A 16,222-nucleotide genomic window follows, 5' to 3' on the forward strand; every position below is an offset into this window, starting at 1 on the left:
CGCAACGCAACGTTTCATCTGGTCCGAAGAACTCGCCGCTGCGGATTGCGTCGGCACCATGCCATTTGGCCTGTCGATGGTCGGACCCGTCATCTACACATTCGGCACGCCGGAGCAAAAAGCACAATTCCTGCCCGGTATCTTGTCGGGCGACGATTGGTGGTGCCAAGGGTATTCGGAACCTGGCGCAGGTTCTGACCTTGCTTCGCTGCGCACAAAGGCCGTCCGCGACGGCGACCATTATGTTGTAAACGGTCAAAAGACATGGACCACGATGGCGCAATATGCAGACTGGGGCTTCTTCCTCGTCCGCACCGATTCCGATGCCAAGGCGCAGGAGGGCATTAGCTTCCTTCTCATCAACATGAAGACGCCCGGCGTAACCGTTCGCCCAATCATCACCTTGGGTGGCGAGCATGAAGTCAACGAAGTATGGTTGGAAGACGTCCGCGTACCCGTTGCCAATCGCATCTATGAAGAAAACAAGGGCTGGACCTGCGCCAAGTTCTTGCTGGCGCATGAGCGTACCGGCATCGCCGCCGTTGCCCGGTCGAAGCGTGGCGTTGAGAAGATCAAATCCATTGCCCGCACAGAGCAGGACGGTGACCGTCCGTTGATCGCCAACCCATTTTTCAAGCGTAAGATTTCGGAACTTGAAATCGATCTGACCGCATTGGAATTCACCGAACTGCGTAGCCTTGCGGGCGAAGCGGCGGGCAAGGGCCCTGGCCCTGAATCCAGCTTGCTGAAAATCAAGGGCTCTGAAATCCAGCAGCGGATTACCGAACTCGCATTGGAAGCAGTCGGCCATTATGGCGCGCCCTATTTCCGCGGATTTGGCGAAGGCGACAATGAACATCCAATTGGTCCGGATTACGCGCATCGCGCTGCTCCGACCTATTTCAACACCCGCAAGACGACGATTTACGGTGGTTCCAACGAGATCCAACGCAACATCATCGCCAAGATGGTGCTGGGTATTTAATCTAACATTTTGCCGTCACCCTGAACACGTTTCAGGGTCTTAATGCGCAACGTTGACATTAAGATGCTGAAACAAGTTCAGCATGACGGACCATTGGACAGGATAATTATAATGGATTTCAGCTACACCGAAACGCAGGACATGATCCGCGAAACCCTGAGCCGCTTTCTGGCGGACACATATGACTTTGACAGCCGCAACAAGATGATTGCCAGCGGCAGCGGACGTGACGCCGGCATCTGGAAGGCGCTGGCGCAAGATCTCGGCATGCTTGGTGCATCATTTAGCGAAGCCCATGGCGGACTTGGCGGCGGCCACCTCGAAAATGCTTTGATCCTGGAAGAATTGGGCAAGGTCATTGCGATCGAACCTTATCTGCAGACCGTCGTTCTTGGCGGTGGTGCGTTGAAGGCTGTTGGCGGCGCGATTGCCGATGCCGTCATTCCAGAAATCATTGGCGGCAACGTCATCATCGCATTTGCCTATGCGGAACCACAGGGTCGCTATAATCTTGCGAACATTCGCACGACCGCGAAGAAAGACGGCGCAGGCTATGTGCTGAACGGCCATAAGGGCGTGGTTTACGCCGCCCCTTGGGCAACGCATTTGTTGGTCACCGCCCGCACCGGCGGTTCGGGCAGCGAAGCCAATGGCGTGTCGCTGTTCCTGATTGACGCAAATACCCCTGGCATCGTGCGCCGCGACTATCCAACCGTCGATGGGTTCCAGGCTTCTGAAGTCTATTTTGAAAATGTTGCTATTCCAGGCGACGCCCTGTTGGGCGGCGAAGGCGCTGGCCTTCCGCTGATCGAACGCATTGTCGACGAAGCAACGGTTTCCGTCTGTGCAGAAGCCTGCGGTGTGACTGCCAAGCTGCATTCGGGCACGCTCGAATATGCGCGGCAGCGTAACCAGTTCGGCCAGCCCATTTCGCGCTTCCAAGTATTGCAGCACCGCATGGTCGATATGTTCATGGAAGTTGAACAGTCCAAATCCATGACCACCATGGCGACCTTGAAGCTCGATTTGCCAGCGGCAGAACGTATGGCTGCGGTATCGGCATGTAAGGCGAAGGTATCGCGCGCCGCGAAGTTCGTGGGCCAGAGCGCCATTCAAACGCATGGCGGCATCGGCATCACGCAGGAACTGGCCATCGGTCATTTCTTCAAGCGCGCGACGATGATCGAAAGCCAATTTGGTTCGGCTGACCATCATTATGAGCGTTTTGAACGCCTGACATTGGCGGATTAACGCGCCAATTCAACTTATTGTGCAGTGCAACATTTTTGTTGACAGTGCGTGCGCGAATCTTTATTGTGCACTGCAACACAACAGAAATGGTGCACGCCATGGTACGCAAATTAGCAACGACTCCTTCGACTAAAACCGTTGAACCAACGGCGTCAAAGGCTGCGCCTGCGAAAGCTACACCAAGCACCGTTGCAAAGAAGAAGGTTGCGAAACCTGCTGCTTTACCGGCCAAGAAAGCCGTATCTGTTGGATCTGAACCGATTGCTCAAGGAGTGACGAATATGACTGACACTGTAAAAGCCACCGCCGAAAAGGCGACCGAGTTTTTTGCTGACGTGCGCGAAAAGGCAAGCGAAGCGACTGAAAAAGGCAAGAAGTTCGCGGCTGAAGCCGTTGAATTCAACAAAGCGAACGTCGAAGCCATCGTTGAAGCTGGCAAGATCGTTGCCAAGGGTGCTCAGGAAATGGGCAAGACCAACATCGAATTCGCCAAGAAGAACTTCGAAGATGTTCAGGTTGCGGTGAAAGAATTGACTGCCGTCAAATCGCCAACCGATTTCGTGAAGCTGCAGGGTGAACTTGCACGCAAGGGCTTTGACACTGCAGTAGCGCAGGGTTCGAAGAACACCGAAGCGATGGTCAAGCTGGTAAACGAAATGTTCCAGCCGATTTCGAACCGCATCGCGGTAACGACTGAGCTTTTCAAGAAAGCTGCATAAGTTTTCCGAGGTTATTGCGCTGGTGCATTTCGCGTCCGCTGCCTTCTCTCTCTCCTCCTTATGGTGGTGGGCAACCGAGACACGCTAGCGCAATCATAAAAGAGCCGTCCTTTCCCCTGCGGAAAGGGCGGTTTCTTTTTGGCCAAACGAAATTGATATGGAACAGGGGTTGCACAGTCACCCTACCCTGACCTATTTTAGAGCGATGCAGATCCATATGGCACAAGATGACGACGACAAACCAGGCGGCACACTCGGCGTCGGCCTTGCCACGCGTACACGGCCAAAGACTCAAAAGCCCAGCCTGTATAAAGTCCTGCTGCTCAACGACGATTACACGCCGATGGAATTCGTCGTTCATGTGCTGAAGGCATTTTTTCAAATGGACACAGATCAGGCCACCCGCGTGATGCTACATGTCCATCAAAAAGGCGTCGGCGTGTGCGGTATCTTCACTTATGAAGTTGCTGAAACCAAGGTGACTCAGGTCATGGACTTCGCCCAAAAAAATCAGCACCCGCTGCAATGTACGTTGGAAAAAGACTAGGGTCAGGACCTAAGGTTTGCTCGGCGAACCAATTGACCCATATATTGTTTTGCCATCCTTTATCGTCGCAACGACTTTGATGCTGTATATTTTGGCCGCGTCCACGGTCAGCGGGTTTCCGTCTAGAACAACAAGATCCGCGCGCTTACCCGCCGATAGGCTTCCTTTGTCCCCGTCCTCTCCGATTTGCCACGCGGCATTGATCGTCACTTGTTGCAACGCGCGATAGGGCGATATCCGCTCCATTGGCCCCAATATGTCGCCGCTCTGCGTCAGCCGGTTCACCGATGACCAGACCAGCCGCATCATGTCGGGCGGCACAACCGGGGAATCATTATGCGCCGTCGGGCGCAGCCCCAGTGCCCAGCCCGTTGCCTGTGGCGAGATAAAATCGGCGCGCTTGGGCCCAAGCGCTACGTCGCGGTGCCAGTCGCCCCAATAATAAGTATGGTTGGCAAAAAAGCTGGGCTGGATATCCAGCGCCTTCATGTCCTTTAGCTGATCGAGTTGAACCACTTGATTGTGGATGGCGATAGTGCGCTTACCCGCCAGACCATTATCCCGGACCCCGTCGATCAATGCCTGCGCCGCGGCGTCGCCGTTGACATGGACAAACACCTGCCAGCCATTTTGTGCGGCATCCGCCAATTTGGCGTTGAACAATTTCAGATCAATCGCCGGATAACCGGCATAACCCTCTTTCTGGCCGTGTGGCGGGATGGGAACCGGGTCTTTCAACCATGCCGTACGTCCCTGCGGCGAACCATCAAGCGTCAATTTGATGCCGCCAATGCGCAAATGCCCGCCCGCTGGATAGGGCTTTCCAATCCGCGCACGTACCGCCGGGGACCAGTCACGTTCAAAAGATGTTAGCGCCACAACGTCAATCGGGAATAGCCCGCGCTTGTCGGCCTCCTCCATCGCCGCCCAGCTTTCCGGCATGATCCGTCCGTCCTGCCCGGTGGTGATACCGTTGGCGGCATAGATTTTGGCACCCGTCACCAGTGGCGCAATGCTGGCATCCATGCTGGGCGGTGTCAGCACTTTCAACACGGGATAAAGCGCCGTTTCCTCCAACACGCCATTGGGCGTTTTGCCATCGGCCTCACGCCGGATCACCCCGCCCTGCGGGTCGGGCGTTTCTGGGGTATAGCCAACCAGCTTGAGCATAGCCGAATTCATCGCCGCAAAATGCCCGCTGACATGCAGTATCAAAATCGGAATATTGCTGGAAACCGCATCCAGATCCGCCCGTGTCGGATGGCGCCGCTCGGCCAGTTGCGAGTCGTCATAGCCATTGCCAATAATCAGGGGCATGCCATCGGGACGTGGATATTGGCGCAGCGCGTCCTGCAACTCTGCAATTGATTTAACCGTCCCAACGGGCGGCGGTTGTAATTGCGCCATCGCTGCATTCTGCCCGACATAGCCCATATGCCCGTGCGCATCGATAAATCCGGGCAGAACGGTGCGCCCTTTCAGGTCCACCAATTCGACCTTTTTGGCGGCAGCTTTTTTGACCGAGGCTAGCGTGCCAAGAGCGGCGATTTTGCCGTTGCGTAGCAATATCGCCTCAACAAACTCCGGCTGATCGCCAGCCATGGTGAGTATCGATCCGCCCTTGAGAATGATGTCCGTCGTTTGCGCTGGCGCCGCAGCCAATAGCAAAGGTGCAAATGCGCAAAGCAGGCCATATTTCACACGCATTATTCTCTCTCCCAAGACTTTATCGGACGACTATCGGTTGCAAATTCCGGGCTGGCAAGCCATCCAATCGCGCAAGGAGAAATAATATGGCAGCAGCATTGATCGTTGGCGCAGGTGACGCAACGGGCGGCGCGATTGCCAAGGCTTTTGCCCGCGAAGGCTACACCGCTTGTGTCAACCGGCGTGCGCGTAACGCCGACGAATTGGAAGCGTTGGTCAAGTCCATTCATGCCGAGGGCTATGCTGCCCGCGCCTATCCAGCAGACGCGCGCATTGAGGAAGAAGTCGTGGCAATGGTCGACGCGATTGAACGCGATGTGGGCCCGATTGAGGTTGCCGTGTTCAACATCGGCGCCAATGTGAACTTCTCAATTCTGGATATGACTTCCCAAGTCTATCGCAAGGTCTGGGAAATGGCGGCCTTTGCGGGTTTCCTCATGGGACGTGAGGCGGCGCGCCGGATGGTTGAGCGCCAGTCGGGAACAATCATTTTCACCGGCGCGACTGCCAGCATACGTGGCGGCAGCGGCTTTTCAGCCTTTTCCGGTGCGAAAGGCGCTCTGCGCATGCTGGCGCAGTCAATGGCGCGCGAACTTGGGCCGAAGAATATTCACGTCGCGCATGTCATCATTGATGGCGGCATCGACACGGCCTTTATCAGGGGCATTCACCCCAATTTCGAAGCAGCCAAGGCGGCGGACGGCGTGTTGTCGCCTGATGCGATTGCGCTGCAATATGTGGCATTACACAAACAACACCGCAGTGCGTGGACGCACGAGATGGATTTACGGCCATGGACGGAGAATTTTTGATGACCAAAAGCTTCCAATTTCTTTTCGATTTCGGCGGGCCCAACAGCTATCTCGCGCACAAAATGCTGCCCGATATCTGCGCGCGTACGGGCGCTGAAGCGGTCTATATCCCTATCTCGCTGGGGGGATTGTTCAAGCTGACGAACAACCAAGCACCGTTCATGCGCTATGCGGAGACGCCCGCAAAACGCAATTATGAGATGCTGGAATTCGACCGCTTCGTCAAAGCGCATGCGCTGCCATTCAAAATGAACCCGCGCTTTCCCATCAATTCGCTGCAACTAATGCGTGGCGCGGTTGCCGCCCAACATCTCGGCTGCTTTGCGCCTTATGTGGACGCAGTGATGGCGGCAATGTGGGAAGACGGCGCGGACATGGGCGATGCACAGGTCGTCGCGTCGGTTCTGGATGCAGTTGGCCTCGACAGTGCAGCATTGCTCGCCAAGGCCGAGGATCCGGCGGTGAAAGCGGAATTGATCGCGAGTACCGAAGATGCCGCCAAACGCGGGGCATTTGGCGTCCCGACATTCTTTGTCGGCGACGAGATATATTGGGGCAAAGAACGATTGGGTCAGCTTGAGATTGCACTCACGACGTCGTGACTTCCAATTCCTAAGTTGCGCCGCAATCGATTCCCGCTAAATACCCTGCGATGGATAAGATAATCGTACGCGGCGGCAATACGCTCAAAGGGAAAATCCCCATTTCAGGTGCGAAGAACAGCGCATTGACGCTGATACCCTGCGCATTGCTGACCGACGAGCCGCTGACCTTGCGCAATTTGCCGCGCTTGGCCGACATTGACGGTTTTCAACATTTGATGAACCAGTTCGGTATTTCCACGACGGTTGCCGGATCGCGTCCCGAAGATTTCGGCCGCGTAATGACGCTCGAAGCGACGCGTATCACCACAAACATCGCGCCCTATGACCTTGTCCGCAAAATGCGCGCGTCGATTCTGGTCTTGGGCCCAATGCTTGCCCGTGCGGGCGAAGCAACCGTGTCGCTGCCGGGCGGATGCGCCATTGGCAACCGGCCAATCGACCTTCACCTGAAAGCGCTTGAGGCCTTTGGCGTCGAAATTGAAGTTGCGGCAGGATATGTGAAGGCGGTCGCCAAAAAAGGCATTCCCGGCGGGACCTATACCTTCCCTGTCGTGTCCGTGGGCGCAACTGAAAATGCGCTGATGGCGGCAAGCCTCGCGAAGGGCACATGTGTTCTGCACAATGCCGCGCGCGAGCCCGAAATCGTCGATTTGTGCAACTTGCTTGTCGCAATGGGCGCGCAGATTGAAGGCATCGGTACATCCGACCTCATCATTCACGGCAAGGACCGTCTGCATGGCGCGACATACCGCGTCATGAGCGACCGGATCGAAGCGGGCAGCTATGCCTGCGCCGCGGCCATTACCGGCGGCGATATTGAACTTGTCGGTGCAAAGGCGAGCGAAATGGACGCAACGCTGGATGCGTTGCGCCAATCAGGCGTCACGGTTGAAGAAACCGCAGGCGGGATCCGCATCGCGTCCGATGGCAAATTAAAGCCGCTGACGATTTCAACCGCGCCATATCCCGGCTTTGCAACCGATATGCAGGCGCAGTTCATGGCCATGCTGTGCATGGCAGACGGCGCAAGTGTCCTGACCGAAACGATTTTCGAGAACCGGTACATGCACGTGCCCGAACTCAACCGTATGGGCGCGCATATCGAAACCAAGGGCCGTACCGCCATTGTCCACGGTGTGAAGAAAATGACGGGCGCGCCTGTGATGGCAACCGATTTGAGAGCCTCTATGAGCCTCGTGATCGCTGGCTTGGTCGCAGAGGGCGAAACGCATGTGAGCCGTCTTTACCACCTCGACAGAGGCTATGAGCGGCTAGAAGAAAAGCTTCAACTTGTCGGCGCGGATGTTGAGCGGGTGGGCTCAGACTAACGAGCGCCATTCGAATCGGAGCGTCGCATTCAAGGAACAGTTGCCACATTGATATTTTTGCGGCATCTCTCATCAAAGTGAAATCGAATGTGAATCCGAAGCCAAGCCAAGCCACGCGTCATCCAGTTTTGGATTCGATCCGCTTTAGCCCCATCGCAACCGTCGTCAGCGACCCCACCAAGCCAGACAATCCCCTGATTGCGGTGAATGCGGCTTTTTGTGCGCTAACCGGCTATGCAGAAGACGAAGTCATCGGTCGCAACTGCCGCTTTTTGCGCGGTCCGGACACCGAAAATGGCCAGACGGAAAAGCTGCGCTCGGCAGTGCAAGGGCAACATTCTGCACTGGCAGAACTCATTAACTACCGGAAAGACGGATCCCCCTTTCGCAACGCGGTGATGATCGCGCCATTGTTCGACAATGATGGGAATCTTGAGCTTTTCGTCGGGTCCCAAATCGAAGTGCTACCCGAAGAGGAGAGCATTGGGCTGGTGCGCCAACAACAAGCCGCACAGATTGTCGACCGGCTTTCACCCCGTCAGCGCGAGATTTTGCAACAGATGGCCCGCGGTTTCCGGACAAAGCAGATTGCCTATCGATTGTCCTTAAGCGAAAAGACGGTTCAGATGCACCGCATGCTGATGTTCAAGAAACTGTCGACGTCGAATGCGGCAGATGCCGTCCGCATAGCCGTCGAAGCGGGGCTTTAACCGACCGGACAGGCCGATGTGACCGAACCCTTTATGCGTTCGCCATCACCCACAATCGAATCGCACTCGCCAACCCGCAGGGTGTTCCGGATTCCAGACGCTCCACATCGATTTGCGCGACCAGCGCATTGACGGGCAAATCCTTTTGCTCGGCAGCCCGTTTCAACGCGTCCCAGAAAAGCGGTTCCAGACTGATGGAGGTTTGATGCCCCGCCACCGTCATGCTGCGCTTGACGGGCGGATGATAAATATCGCTCACCCGCCGACAACCATCAATACATGTGCTGGCCACCGTTGATCGACAAAGTCGAACCGGTGATGAAGCCTGCATTGTCGCTCGTCAAAAATTCGACGCCGCGGGCGATTTCGTCGGGTTGACCCAAACGGCCCACGGGAATTTGCGCGACAATCTTTTCCATCACATTTTCCGGGATGGTCGACAGCATTTCGGTGCCGATATAGCCCGGCGCGATTGCATTGGCGGTCACGCCATAGCGCGCACCTTCGGCGGCAAGCGATTTGGTAAAACCATGGATGCCTGATTTTGCCGCCGCGTAATTCACCTGACCGATTTGGCCGCCCTGACCGTTGACCGAGCCAATATTGACGATGCGTCCCCATTTGCGTTCGCGCATGCCGGCAAAGACTGCCTTTGCCATGTTGAAACATCCCGTCAGGTCGACACGGATGACTTCGTCCCATTGTTCGAATGTCATCTTCATCATCGTAGCATCGCGCGTGATACCCGCATTGTTGACCATGATGTCGATTGGCCCGAACTCAGCCTCAATCGCCGCGCAGGCGTCCAGACAGCTTTGGTGATCGCCAACGTCCCACTTGCGCACCGCAATGCCAGTCCGTTCTGAAAATGCCTTGGCGGCCGCGTCATTGCCGCCATAGTTGGCGATGACCATCCGGCCTTTTTCCTGAAGCTTCAAACAGATCGCTTCGCCAATACCTCGGGTGCCGCCTGTAACCACCGCAATTCGTGACATGCATTGCTCTCCTCATCGCTATTTCCGCCATGATTAATGGACAAGGGCACAAGTGCAAGTTGCCGTAAACGTTAGCACAAAAAAGCCGCAGCCTCGCTGTGCCAACGATTAGATCCAGCCAGCCAGTTCCTGCCCGATAATCTGTTCAAGCATATCCATGCCGATATCGCTGTCGTTCAAGCACGGCAGATAGGCATAATGTGTGCCGCCCGCTTCTTCGAACTGCTCATGCCCTTGCATCGCGAGCTCTTCGAGCGTTTCGAGGCAATCGACCGAAAAGCCCGGTGCAAAGATCGCGACTTTCTTCGTCCCTTCGCGCGCAAGCTTCATCAGCGTATCGTCCGTGGCGGGTTCAAGCCATTTTGCCCGCCCGAAACGCGATTGGAAACTGACAACAAGCGCGCGGCCCATGGCTTCCGACAGAAGCCGTGCGGTTTTTTGGCAGTGGCAATGATAGGGGTCACCCAAATGGAGCGTACGTTCCGGCATCCCGTGGAAACTGATCACAAGCGCGTCGGGCACGAAATCCAGTTTCGCAAGCGACGCTTCAATCGACGACTTCAGCGCGCCGATATAGCGTGCATCATCATGATAAGCGGGCAGCGTCCGGATCGCCGGATGCCATCGCATGGCGGTGAGCGTGGCATATGCCTCATCAAGCACCGTACCTGTCGTCGCCCCTGAATATTGCGGATATAATGGCGCAATTAAAATCCGGTTGCACCCCGCCGCTTTCATCGCGGCCAGTTGGTCAGCGACGGACGGATTACCATAGCGCATGGCATATCGCACATCGGCGATCCCTTCCATACGCACCTGCAAAGCTTCCGCCTGTCCGGCTGTAAAAAATGCGAGCGGCGATCCTTTTTCCGTCCAAACTTTGGCATATGCCTGCGCCGATTTTTGCGGACGGGTGTTCAAAATGATGCCGCGCAAAATTGGCTGCCACAGCAAAGGCGGAATTTCGACAACGCGTCGATCCGACAAAAACTGTTTCAAATAGCGCTTCACTGCTGACGTCGTAGGTGCGTCTGGCGTACCCAGATTCACCAGCAAGACGCCGACTTTGGGCGTCGCCACGGGTGGGTGGTCAATTGGTAAGGTCATTATAGTCCCCGGGACAGCAATTGAAGTTCACGCAAACGTATTCCCGCTGCAGAGAATAAAGCGTTTGCAAGTGCGGGTGCAACTGGTGGCACCCCGAGTTCAGTCACACCGCCCGGCGCCGCATCACTGCGCGCAAATTCAACGGTGATTTCCGGCACATCGGTTAATTTCGGCAGGTCCACATCGCGCAGACGGCGGGCGGTTGGCAGGCCGTTTTGATATTCGGTTGTTGAACCCAATGCTTGTGCCAATCCGAAAACGATGCCGCCCTCAATCTGCTGGCGCGCCAGATCAGGATTAATAAGCCGCCCGCAATCCGCCATCGCATGAATACGGTCGACACGCACGCCGGTTTCGCTGGTACGCGCCGTCACGATAACGGCAATGTGGCTGCCGCGCATGCTGTGACACGCAATGCCGCGTCCGCTGCCCGAGCCGCCCCCGTCCCATCCCGCCATATTGGCGACGCCCGTAAGGCACCGGGCAAGCCGGGTTTGGCCGACAAGCATTTGCATGCGAAACGACAAAGGCTCAACGCCAGCATTTTGCGCAAGCTCGTCAATGAAACCCTCAACGAAGAAGCAGTTGTAGCTGTGCGCAAGGCTACGCCACGGCCCGGTCGGCACCGGCATGCGCACGGGGAAATGGTCAATCGTCAGATTGGGAATGGCATATGGTATCTGCGCACCGTGCACCGCGAGTGCGTCAAATTCGCCTGCGGACGCCTTGCGCGCTGCGTCAACGCTTTGCCCATCGATACGGTTTGCAAGCTCACGCATGCTGGATGCGGCCGCCACCCGCACGCTCATGGCGGTCACGGCGCCTTCGGCATTTATCGCGGCGGATAAACGGCCCAGCGCCGGTGTGCGGACATGATCCCGCAGGAAATCTTCAGGGCGCGACCAGACCAGTTGCACCGGCCTGCCCACTTCCTTGGCAATGACCGCAACTTGCGCGGCAATCACATTGTCAAAATTGCGGTCGAAACTTCCGCCCGCCATGACGGGATAGAGAACCACATCATTTACATCGATGCCGATGGCATTTGCTGCGGCAACGCGCGCGGCCTGAGGCGCTTGTGATGCGATCCATAATTGCAGACGACCATTGCGATAATCCGCCGTCGCTGAACGTGTTTCAATAGGGGCGTGCACCGCCGCACCCACCGAATAGTCGGCCTTAAAAATGCGCGTTGCCGTCTCGGGCGCCATTGCCGCATCAACGTCGCCTGATTTGAATGCACGAAAGCCGGGGCCTTTGGCGATGGCGTCGCCAAGCGACTGACCAATTTTCTGGCTGTCCGCCAGGCCACCTTTTGTCGCAAAGACGGGCTTCATTGCATCGAGCGCGGTGTTGGCTGCCCACCAGTTGCTTGCCACCGCAGCAACCCAGCTTTTGGTCCGCACAACTTGCACCACGCCGCGCATTTTCAGGGCCGCTTTTGTGTTGGCCGATTTCAACCTACTGTCGCCCGCTGGCCCACCCCGGACAGACGCGTAGAGCATATCGGGCAGACGAATGTCGCCCGCAAAGCTTGCGCTGCCATCCACCTTGGCAGACAGATCGAGCCGGGGGGCGTCACGGCCCGAAAGGCGGTTGCGCGGCGAAGAATTCAGCGGAATCGGCGATGGCGGCGCGATCTCTGATGCTTCAATGACAAGATCAGCAAATGCGAGGCGTTTCTTTCCAAAGACCACAAAGCCTCGGTCCGTTTGGCACTGTTCCCATGAAATGTCCCAGCGCGCTGCCGCGGCCTGACACAAGACCGCCCGGGCCGCTGCGCCCGCTTCACGGCATGGCTGTTCAAACTGCCGAATGGAAGATGATCCGCCTGTCACCACAAAGACGTCGCGTCTCGCGAGTTCGTTAATGCTGCTGGCAACGGGACCGCCCTCTGCGTTGAGCGAGAGGTTTTCGGGCATGAATGCCGGGGCCCACTCGCGCGCCAATAATGTGTTTGCGAATATCGGACTTGGCGGCACTGGTTGCACTGCCACCGACCGCCAGTCAGCGCCCAGCTCTCCGGCGACAATCTGCGCCAATGCGGTATACACGCCTTGGCCAGACTCGCTTTGTGGAACGCCCACGACGATTTTGCCGTCCTCGGCTATTTTAAGCCATGGTCCGAAAAGATGCTCGCCCTCTACCGTCCGTAAATTGGGCGTATAACGGCGCGGCCACAGGCCCCAAGCCACAAGCAAACCGACGCCAGCGCCGCCCCCAATGAGCAGCTTTCGGCGGCTAATGCCTTCGCCTGCCCCTGCGTCTTCCGTCATGCAGGCGCGGCCTTTGGCGCATCCATCCATGCGGATACTTGGCGGGCAATTGCGGCATAGGCATCGCTAATGGGGCCTTCATCCAGTGCCGGCGGATTGCCTGCATCGCTTGCCATGCGGATTTTGATGTCCAGCGGAATGCGACCCAAGAACGGAATGCCCAGTTCCTTTGCAGCGGCTTCCGCTCCGCCGGAACCAAAAGGATCACTCATTTCGCCGCAATGTGGGCAGAGGTAACCTGCCATATTTTCAACGAGCCCAATGATCGGGACTTTCGCGGTGTCAAAAAAGCTGATGGCGCGGGTGGCGTCAATCAACGCCAAATCCTGCGGCGTGGAAATGATCACGGCACCGACGGGCTTGTGCTTTTGGATCATCGACAACTGGATATCACCGGTACCCGGCGGCATATCGACCACGATGTCGCGCACATCACCCCATTTGGCATCGACAAGCTGCGACAGGGCATTGCCCGCCATCGGGCCACGCCACGCAATGGCCTGGCCCGGATTGACCAACTGGCCCATCGACAGGAAAGGCACGCCGCCAGCGCCCATTACGGGTATCATATTCTTGCCTTCGGCTTCAGGCTTCACGCCCTCAACACCCATCAAACGTGGTTGTGATGGACCGTAGATATCGGCATCAACCAGCCCGACCGATCGGCCGTTCCGCGCCATGGCGATGGCAAGGTTCGTCGACAGCGTTGATTTACCCACGCCACCTTTGCCGCTGGCCACAGCGATCAAGCGCGGCGTGATCCGCTCCGCCGTCAACATGATCCGAACCGACGTCGCGCCTGCGCGTTCAACGGCGCTGCGAACATCGGCTTCCATTTGCGTGCGCGCATCCGCGTTCAATCCCGACACATCGAGCATAAGCGAAACCGCGCCATCGGTGATTTTCAAACCGCTCGCGCGTGCGCCGGCAACGGCAGAAATTATATGAGAAAAATGTTCAATATTTGGCATATCATGCCGAATAGATTCAGAATTGCGGGATTGACACTGTTTTTCTGAAAAACCGCTACTACATAGACTTTATGAGCAAAAAAATTGACGAGCAGGGGTCACATATTTTGGCGATAGAAGGCAAAGGACCGTGGGATTCAGACGATTCCCACGACACCGGTACATCCGGTAACGCAAATGAAAAAGGTGGCCGATCAAAGCCTGATCCGGTTAATCCGTGGGACCCGACACCCGAAGGTGCGGCGAAACAATCGCGGCCCCGTGGCCCGTCACTGGAAGAATTGCTGCGCCGCAAAGGCGGTGGCTTTGGTGGTCTTCCGCAACGGCCGGATGGCAAAAGCTGGTGGCCGATTATCGCCGGTGGCTTTCTCGTGCTCTGGCTGGTCTGGTCGACAATCCACCGGATTGGTCCCGAGCAGGAAGGCGTTGTAACCCAGCTTGGCAAATATGCCCGCACGGTGCAGCCCGGCATTCGTTTCACGCTGCCCTCGCCCATCGAGAATATCACCAAAATCGATACAAAGCAGATCCAGACGACCTCCATCGGTTCGCCCAAGGCAAGCAGCGAAAATCTGGTCCTGACCAAAGACCAGAGCATCATCGATATGGCCTATGACGTCCGCTGGTCGATCAAGAGCCCGTCATTGTTCCTGTTTCAACTCGATAGCCCCGAAGGCACGGTCAAGGAAGTCGCGGAAAGCGCCATGCGCGCCGCCGTTGCCAATTTTGATCTGACCCAAGCCATTGGCCCGGGCCGTGGCGCGATTGAATTGGAAGTGCGCCGCCGGATGCAGCAGATATTGGACGAATATCGCGCTGGTGTGTTGGTGCAGAGCATTTCGATCCGTCAATCAGACCCACCGGCGGAAGTGAATGACGCATTCCGCGAAGTAAACGCGGCGCAACAACGCCGCGAGAGCTATCTGAACGATGCGCGCGCGTATGCCAGCCGCGTCACGGAATTGGCTCTGGGTGAAACTGCCGAGTTCGACAAGATTTACGTGCAGTACAAGGAAGCACCCGAAGTCACCAAAAGGCGGCTTTATTATGAGACGATGGAGCAGGTTCTCGGCAAGGTCGACAAGACGATTGTCGAAACTGGCGGCGTAACGCCGTACCTCCCGCTCCCTGAGTTTCAGAAAAAGGCCGCACAAAAGGCTGAACCCGTTGTTGTGACAGGAAAAAAGCAATGATGACGAATATCATCAGAAACCCCGTTTATCTGGCATTGATTGGGATCGGTACGCTCATTTTGTTGAGCATGTCGGTCACCATCGTCCCTGAAACGCAACAAGCGATTATCAGCAGCTACGGCAAGGTTGACCGCGTTGTGAACAAATATCGTCCGAACGAACGATTTGGCGAAACACGTGCTGGCCTCACCTTCCGTGTGCCGCTTGTTGAACAAATCCAGATTATCGACAAGCGCGTGTTGAGCGTCGAAATGGATCAACAGGAAGTGCTCTCCACGGACCAGCTGCGTCTGCAAGTCGACGCCTTTGCTCGGTTCCGCATCACGCAACCTGATGTGATGTATCGGACCATCCGTACCGAGGATCGCCTGCGCGACCAGTTGAAGACAATATTGGGCTCATCGCTTCGCAACGAATTGGGCAAGCGCACATTTGTTGCCTTGCTGAGTGCAGAGCGCGGCGAAGTTATGGAAAATATCCAGACGGCGTTGAACCGCGAAGCCAAGAAATATGGCGCTGAAGTCATTGATGTCCGCATTAAGCGCGCCGATTTGCCTGCAGCAACGTTGCAGTCGGCCTATAACCGGATGCGCAGCGCGCGAAATCAGGAAGCGATTGCCATTGATGCCGAGGGCCAGAAAGAAGCGCAGATTATCCGCGCTGACGCCGAAGCCGAAGCTGCACGCATCTACGCCATAAGCTATGGCAAGGATCCGGGTTTCTACGACTTCTATCGCGCCATGCAGAGCTATCGCCAGACATTCCAGAATGGCGAGGGATCAAGCAACATCATCTTGTCGCCGCAAAACGCGTATCTTGAGAAATTCCGTACCGGGCGTTAGTCGAACGACGGATGACTTTGGCCAATTGGATGGCATCCATTCAATTGGCGTTAAGCTTTACCACGCCATCGAATGGCGGACTTTCGGGCCTGCTGCCCAGATGAATATACGAGAGGAATGATATCCGTGCGTTACGCTTATGCAGTTACCACCGCGCTTTTAATGACAGGTGCC

The 16,222-nt window shown here is 56.4% G+C and carries 16 protein-coding genes; 10 read left to right on the forward strand and 6 right to left on the reverse strand.

Annotated features, from left to right (window positions below; genetic code table 11):
* The 4 genes from ACIQ0G_RS05330 to clpS form a co-directional block, all read left to right on the forward strand.
* On the forward strand, positions 1–985 hold a 985-nt coding region (locus tag ACIQ0G_RS05330; protein ID WP_397577009.1), incomplete at its 5' end, for an acyl-CoA dehydrogenase family protein.
* A 111-nt stretch (positions 986–1,096) separates the two neighbouring features.
* Positions 1,097–2,236 (forward strand): acyl-CoA dehydrogenase family protein, encoded by a 1,140-nt coding sequence (locus ACIQ0G_RS05335; protein ID WP_397577010.1) that lies wholly within the window; start codon positions 1,097–1,099, stop codon positions 2,234–2,236.
* 281 nt (positions 2,237–2,517) lie between these two features.
* Positions 2,518–2,955 (forward strand): phasin family protein, encoded by a 438-nt coding sequence (locus tag ACIQ0G_RS05340; RefSeq protein WP_395628263.1) that lies wholly within the window; start codon positions 2,518–2,520, stop codon positions 2,953–2,955.
* Between the two features lie 217 nt (positions 2,956–3,172).
* Positions 3,173–3,502: an ATP-dependent Clp protease adapter ClpS gene (gene clpS, locus ACIQ0G_RS05345; RefSeq protein ID WP_397577011.1), complete on the forward strand. Its 330-nt coding sequence runs from the start codon at positions 3,173–3,175 to the stop codon at positions 3,500–3,502.
* A 9-nt stretch (positions 3,503–3,511) separates the two neighbouring features.
* On the opposite strand, the gene ACIQ0G_RS05350 is transcribed toward clpS, so the two are convergent.
* Positions 3,512–5,209, reverse strand: coding sequence for an amidohydrolase (locus tag ACIQ0G_RS05350; RefSeq protein WP_397577012.1), 1,698 nt, complete (start codon positions 5,207–5,209; stop codon positions 3,512–3,514).
* A gap of 86 nt (positions 5,210–5,295) precedes the next feature.
* Here ACIQ0G_RS05350 and ACIQ0G_RS05355 point away from each other — a divergent pair, with 86 nt between their 5' ends.
* The 4 genes from ACIQ0G_RS05355 (at position 5,296) to ACIQ0G_RS05370 (ending at position 8,664) form a co-directional block, all read left to right on the forward strand.
* Positions 5,296–6,021, forward strand: a complete 726-nt coding sequence (locus tag ACIQ0G_RS05355; protein WP_397577013.1) for an SDR family NAD(P)-dependent oxidoreductase — start codon at positions 5,296–5,298, stop codon at positions 6,019–6,021.
* Positions 6,003–6,623, forward strand: coding sequence for a 2-hydroxychromene-2-carboxylate isomerase (locus tag ACIQ0G_RS05360; RefSeq protein ID WP_397577014.1), 621 nt, complete (start codon positions 6,003–6,005; stop codon positions 6,621–6,623). The genes ACIQ0G_RS05355 and ACIQ0G_RS05360 overlap by 19 nt, the downstream gene beginning before the upstream one ends.
* Positions 6,624–6,673: 50 nt before the next feature.
* Positions 6,674–7,954: a UDP-N-acetylglucosamine 1-carboxyvinyltransferase gene (gene murA, locus ACIQ0G_RS05365; RefSeq protein WP_324479545.1), complete on the forward strand. Its 1,281-nt coding sequence runs from the start codon at positions 6,674–6,676 to the stop codon at positions 7,952–7,954.
* Positions 7,955–8,043: 89 nt separating this feature from the next.
* Positions 8,044–8,664, forward strand: coding sequence for a LuxR C-terminal-related transcriptional regulator (locus ACIQ0G_RS05370; RefSeq protein WP_397577015.1), 621 nt, complete (start codon positions 8,044–8,046; stop codon positions 8,662–8,664).
* Between the two features lie 31 nt (positions 8,665–8,695).
* Here ACIQ0G_RS05370 and ACIQ0G_RS05375 read toward each other — a convergent pair whose 3' ends face one another.
* The 5 genes from ACIQ0G_RS05375 to ACIQ0G_RS05395 form a co-directional block, all read right to left on the reverse strand.
* Positions 8,696–8,923, reverse strand: coding sequence for a ribbon-helix-helix domain-containing protein (locus ACIQ0G_RS05375; protein ID WP_324479543.1), 228 nt, complete (start codon positions 8,921–8,923; stop codon positions 8,696–8,698).
* Positions 8,924–8,936: 13 nt separating this feature from the next.
* Positions 8,937–9,659 (reverse strand): acetoacetyl-CoA reductase, encoded by a 723-nt coding sequence (phbB, locus tag ACIQ0G_RS05380; protein WP_333569295.1) that lies wholly within the window; start codon positions 9,657–9,659, stop codon positions 8,937–8,939.
* A 108-nt stretch (positions 9,660–9,767) separates the two neighbouring features.
* Positions 9,768–10,766, reverse strand: coding sequence for a ferrochelatase (gene hemH / locus ACIQ0G_RS05385; protein ID WP_397577016.1), 999 nt, complete (start codon positions 10,764–10,766; stop codon positions 9,768–9,770).
* A complete protein-coding gene (locus tag ACIQ0G_RS05390) occupies positions 10,766–13,042 on the reverse strand; it encodes a molybdopterin cofactor-binding domain-containing protein (RefSeq protein ID WP_397577017.1) in 2,277 nt (758 codons plus the stop codon). The genes hemH and ACIQ0G_RS05390 overlap by 1 nt, the downstream gene beginning before the upstream one ends.
* Entirely contained in the window at positions 13,039–14,013 is a 975-nt protein-coding gene (locus ACIQ0G_RS05395; protein WP_397577018.1) for an Mrp/NBP35 family ATP-binding protein, read from the reverse strand. Before ACIQ0G_RS05395 ends, ACIQ0G_RS05390 begins: the two co-directional genes overlap by 4 nt.
* A 71-nt stretch (positions 14,014–14,084) precedes the next feature.
* On the opposite strand from ACIQ0G_RS05395, the gene hflK reads away from it, so the two are divergent.
* Positions 14,085–15,206, forward strand: coding sequence for a protease modulator HflK (hflK, locus tag ACIQ0G_RS05400; protein WP_397577019.1), 1,122 nt, complete (start codon positions 14,085–14,087; stop codon positions 15,204–15,206).
* Positions 15,206–16,048, forward strand: coding sequence for a protease modulator HflC (gene hflC, locus ACIQ0G_RS05405; RefSeq protein WP_397577020.1), 843 nt, complete (start codon positions 15,206–15,208; stop codon positions 16,046–16,048). The genes hflK and hflC overlap by 1 nt, the downstream gene beginning before the upstream one ends.
* The last annotated feature ends 174 nt before the right edge of the window (positions 16,049–16,222 follow it).

The sequence above is a fragment of the Sphingorhabdus sp. genome (assembly GCF_044354325.1).
GTDB lineage: Bacteria > Pseudomonadota > Alphaproteobacteria > Sphingomonadales > Sphingomonadaceae > Sphingorhabdus_B.

What these genes read in the sequence shown, in the direction of transcription:
- ACIQ0G_RS05335 (WP_397577010.1), top strand. Translation starts at nt 1,097, where the DNA reads ATGGATTTCAGCTACACCGAAACGCAGGACATGATCCGCGAAACCCTG.
- ACIQ0G_RS05340 (WP_395628263.1), top strand. Translation starts at nt 2,518, where the DNA reads ATGACTGACACTGTAAAAGCCACCGCCGAAAAGGCGACCGAGTTTTTT.
- clpS (WP_397577011.1), top strand. Translation starts at nt 3,173, where the DNA reads ATGGCACAAGATGACGACGACAAACCAGGCGGCACACTCGGCGTCGGC.
- ACIQ0G_RS05350 (WP_397577012.1), bottom strand. Translation starts at nt 5,209, where the DNA reads ATGCGTGTGAAATATGGCCTGCTTTGCGCATTTGCACCTTTGCTATTG.
- ACIQ0G_RS05355 (WP_397577013.1), top strand. Translation starts at nt 5,296, where the DNA reads ATGGCAGCAGCATTGATCGTTGGCGCAGGTGACGCAACGGGCGGCGCG.
- ACIQ0G_RS05360 (WP_397577014.1), top strand. Translation starts at nt 6,003, where the DNA reads ATGGACGGAGAATTTTTGATGACCAAAAGCTTCCAATTTCTTTTCGAT.
- murA (WP_324479545.1), top strand. Translation starts at nt 6,674, where the DNA reads ATGGATAAGATAATCGTACGCGGCGGCAATACGCTCAAAGGGAAAATC.
- phbB (WP_333569295.1), bottom strand. Translation starts at nt 9,659, where the DNA reads ATGTCACGAATTGCGGTGGTTACAGGCGGCACCCGAGGTATTGGCGAA.
- hemH (WP_397577016.1), bottom strand. Translation starts at nt 10,766, where the DNA reads ATGACCTTACCAATTGACCACCCACCCGTGGCGACGCCCAAAGTCGGC.
- ACIQ0G_RS05390 (WP_397577017.1), bottom strand. Translation starts at nt 13,042, where the DNA reads ATGACGGAAGACGCAGGGGCAGGCGAAGGCATTAGCCGCCGAAAGCTG.
- ACIQ0G_RS05395 (WP_397577018.1), bottom strand. Translation starts at nt 14,013, where the DNA reads ATGCCAAATATTGAACATTTTTCTCATATAATTTCTGCCGTTGCCGGC.
- hflK (WP_397577019.1), top strand. Translation starts at nt 14,085, where the DNA reads ATGAGCAAAAAAATTGACGAGCAGGGGTCACATATTTTGGCGATAGAA.
- hflC (WP_397577020.1), top strand. Translation starts at nt 15,206, where the DNA reads ATGACGAATATCATCAGAAACCCCGTTTATCTGGCATTGATTGGGATC.